Source organism: Noviherbaspirillum sp. (genome assembly GCF_036846085.1).
In the GTDB taxonomy this organism is placed as follows: domain Bacteria; phylum Pseudomonadota; class Gammaproteobacteria; order Burkholderiales; family Burkholderiaceae_D; genus Noviherbaspirillum.
In genome coordinates this window covers 985-4508 of record NZ_DAIUCO010000346.1, presented here as the reverse complement: position 1 = coordinate 4508, position 3524 = coordinate 985, and the positions used below count along the sequence as shown (strand labels likewise).

The 3524-nt window shown below is 62.4% G+C and carries 2 protein-coding genes; both read right to left on the bottom strand.

Annotated features, from left to right (window positions below; translation table 11 throughout):
- Positions 1-164: 164 nt before the first annotated feature.
- Positions 165-2780: a Fe/S-dependent 2-methylisocitrate dehydratase AcnD gene (gene acnD, locus V7080_RS24260; protein WP_334190948.1), complete on the bottom strand. Its 2616-nt coding sequence runs from the start codon at positions 2778-2780 to the stop codon at positions 165-167.
- A 166-nt stretch (positions 2781-2946) separates the two neighbouring features.
- A partial coding sequence (locus tag V7080_RS24255; RefSeq protein WP_334190947.1) for a citrate/2-methylcitrate synthase occupies positions 2947-3524 on the bottom strand: 578 nt, incomplete at its 5' end.

Here is a 3524-nt window from a genome sequence, read left to right as displayed (position 1 = left end):
GGGTTAGGGTGGGGGTAGTGAGGTCGAGCTATTGCATGCGTTGGTTCGACCTCACTACCCCCATCCCAGCCTTCCCCCTGACAGGTGGAAGGAGCCGGTTCGCTTACAACCTTCGCACTTCTTAGGTACACGCGCATTACCATGATGCTCAATGACGCATGCGGTTAAGCAACCACCTTCTCGGCAGACGCCAGAAAGTCCTGCGCAAACCGCTGCAGCACACCACCCGCCTCATAGATCGACACTTCCTCCGCCGTATCCAGCCTGCAGGTCACCGGCACGCCCAGCTCTTCGCCGTTCTTGCGGCGAATGACCAGCGTCAACGTAGCACGTGGGGTGCGTTCACCGATTACGTCGAAGGTCTCAGTGCCGTCGATGCCCAGGGTCAGGCGGTTGACACCCGGCTTGAACTCCAGCGGCAGCACGCCCATGCCGACCAGGTTGGTACGGTGGATGCGCTCGAATCCCTCGGCCACGATCGCTTCGACACCGGCCAGTCGTACGCCCTTGGCTGCCCAGTCGCGCGAGGAGCCCTGGCCGTAATCCGCGCCGGCAATCACGATCAGCGGCTGCTTGCGTTCCATGTAGGCTTCGATGGCTTCCCACATGCGGACGATCTTGCCGTCCGGTTCTATGCGGGCCAGTGAGCCGGCCTTCACCTTCCCGTCCACCACCACCATCTCGTTCTTCAGCGTCGGATTGGCAAACGTCGCCCGCTGCGCGGTGAGGTGGTCACCGCGATGGGTGGCGTAGGAGTTGAAATCCTCCTCCGGCAGGCCCATTTTCGCCAGGTACTCGCCGGCCGCGCTGTTCAGCATGATGGCGTTGGATGGTGACAGGTGGTCGGTGGTGATGTTGTCGCCCAGTACCGCCAGCGGACGCATGCCTTTCAGCAGTCGCGGATGCGCGGCGAGCGCACCCTGCCCTTCCTTGTCCCAGTACGGCGGACGGCGGATGTAGGTGCTCTGCGGTCGCCAGTCATACAGCGGGCTGACCTTTTCACCCGTGTCCACGCTGAGCTTGAACATCGGCTCGTAGACCTTGCGGAACTGTTCCGGCTTCACGCTGGCCGTGATGACTGAATCGATTTCCTCATCGCTCGGCCAGATATCCGCGAGGCGGATCGGCTTCCCGTCGGCACTGGTGCCGAGCACATCCTTCTCGATATCGAAACGGATGGTGCCGGCAATCGCATAGGCGATCACCAGCGGCGGCGAGGCAAGAAATGCCTGCTTCGCATAGGGATGGATGCGGCCGTCAAAATTGCGGTTGCCCGACAGGACGGCGGTGGCGTAGAGATCGCGGTCCACGACTTCCTTCTGGATCACCGGGTCCAGTGCGCCACTCATGCCGTTGCAGGTGGTGCAGGCAAACGCGACGACGCCGAAGCCGAGCTGTTCCAGTTCCGGCGTTAGCTTCGCCTCGTCCAGATACAGCGCGACGGTTTTCGATCCCGGCGCGAGCGAGGTCTTCACCCAGGGCTTGCGCTGGAGGCCGAGCTTGTTGGCATTGCGGGCCAGCAGGCCGGCGGCGATCATGTTGCGCGGATTGTTGGTGTTGGTGCAGCTGGTGATGGCGGCGATGATCACGGCGCCGTCCGGCATCAGGCCCGGCTCATTTTCCACCTTGCCGCTGATGCCGCGCGCCGCCAGTTCGGACGTCGGCACGCGGTTGTGCGGATTGCTCGGCCCGGCGATGTTGCGCACCACCGACGACAGATCGAATTGGAGCACTCGTTCGTAATCGGCGTTCTTCAGGCTGTCGGCCCAGAGGCCGGTTTCCTTCGCATAGGTTTCCACCAGCCTGACGAGCGCATCGTCGCGGCCGGTAAGCTTCAGGTACTTGATGGTCTGCTCGTCGATGTAGAACATCGCGGCGGTGGCGCCGAACTCCGGGGCCATGTTGGAAATCGTTGCGCGATCACCCAGTGTCAGCGCGGCGGCGCCTTCGCCGAAGAATTCCAGGTAAGCCGACACCACCTTCTGCTTGCGCAGGAATTCCGTCAGCGCCAGCACGACGTCGGTTGCCGTAATGCCCGGCTGCGGTCTGCCGGTCAGTTCCACGCCGACGATGTCCGGCAGGCGCATCCAGGAAGCGCGGCCGAGCATCACGGTCTCGGCTTCGAGGCCGCCGACACCGACGGCGATCACGCCGAGGGCATCGACCATCGGGGTGTGCGAATCGGTGCCGACCAGCGTATCCGGAAACGCGACGCCATCCTTCACCTGCACCACGGGCGACATGCGCTCAAGGTTGATCTGGTGCAGGATGCCGTTACCGGGCGGGATAACGTCGACGTTCTTGAACGCCTTCTTGGTCCAGTTGATGAAGTCGAAGCGGTCCTCATTGCGACGGTCTTCGATGGCGCGGTTCTTTTCGAATGCATCCGGGTCGAAGCCGCCACATTCCACGGCCAGTGAGTGATCGACCACCAGCTGCGTCGGCACCACCGGATTGACCATGGCCGGATCCCCGCCCTGCGAGGCAATGGCGTTGCGCAATCCGGCGAGGTCCACCAGCGCGGTCTGCCCGAGGATGTCATGACACACCACCCGCGCGGGAAACCAGGGGAAATCCAGTTCGCGCTTGCGTTCGATGATTTGCGTGAGCGAATCGGTCAGCGTTGCGGGGTCGCAGCGGCGCACCAGGTTTTCGGCGAGCACGCGCGAGGTGTATGGCAGCGTGTCGTAGGCGCCGGGCTTGATGGCATCGACCGCGGCGCGGGTGTCGAAGTAATCCAGCTTGGTGCCGGGTAAATTTTTGCGGTATGCGGTGTTCATGGCTCGATGAAGAAATAGAGGGAAATTGCCTGCCTTGTCATCCCCGCCCCCGACTACCCTGTTCGAGGGCAGGTTGCGGCGGGGATGCAGGGGGTGCCTTGACTAACAATCCCATTGCGCTACTGGATTCCCGCTTTCGCGGGAATGACGGCTGTATCTGTCCAACTTACTTGCGTTCCTTCAACGGCACGAATTTCAGATCCTCCGGCCCGACGTAATTCGCGCTCGGACGGATGATCTTGTTGTCGATGCGCTGCTCGATGATGTGCGCCGCCCAACCCGATGTGCGCGAGATCACGAACAGCGGTGTGAACATCGCGGTCGGCACGCCCATCATGTGATACGACACCGCCGAGAACCAGTCGAGGTTGGGGAACATTTTCTTCACATCCCACATCACCGTCTCGAGGCGCTCCGCAATGTCGAACATCTTGGTGGAACCGGCCAGCGCCGACAGGTCGCGCGCGACTTCCTTGATCACCTTGTTGCGCGGATCGGAAACCGTGTAGACCGGATGGCCGAAGCCGATGATGACTTCCTTGTTCTCGACGCGGCGGCGGATATCCGCTTCCGCCTCGTCCGGATTGTCGTAGCGCTTCTGGATTTCGAAGGCGACTTCGTTGGCGCCGCCATGCTTCGGACCGCGCAATGCGCCGATGCCGCCGGTAATGGCGGAGTACATGTCCGAGCCGGTGCCGGCCACCACGCGGCAGGCGAAGGTGGAGGCATTGAATTCATGCTCCG

Bases quoted from the DNA above. Each gene is read 5' to 3' on its own strand.
- acnD (WP_334190948.1), bottom strand. From the start codon at position 2,780: ATGAACACCGCATACCGCAAAAATTTACCCGGCACCAAGCTGGATTAC.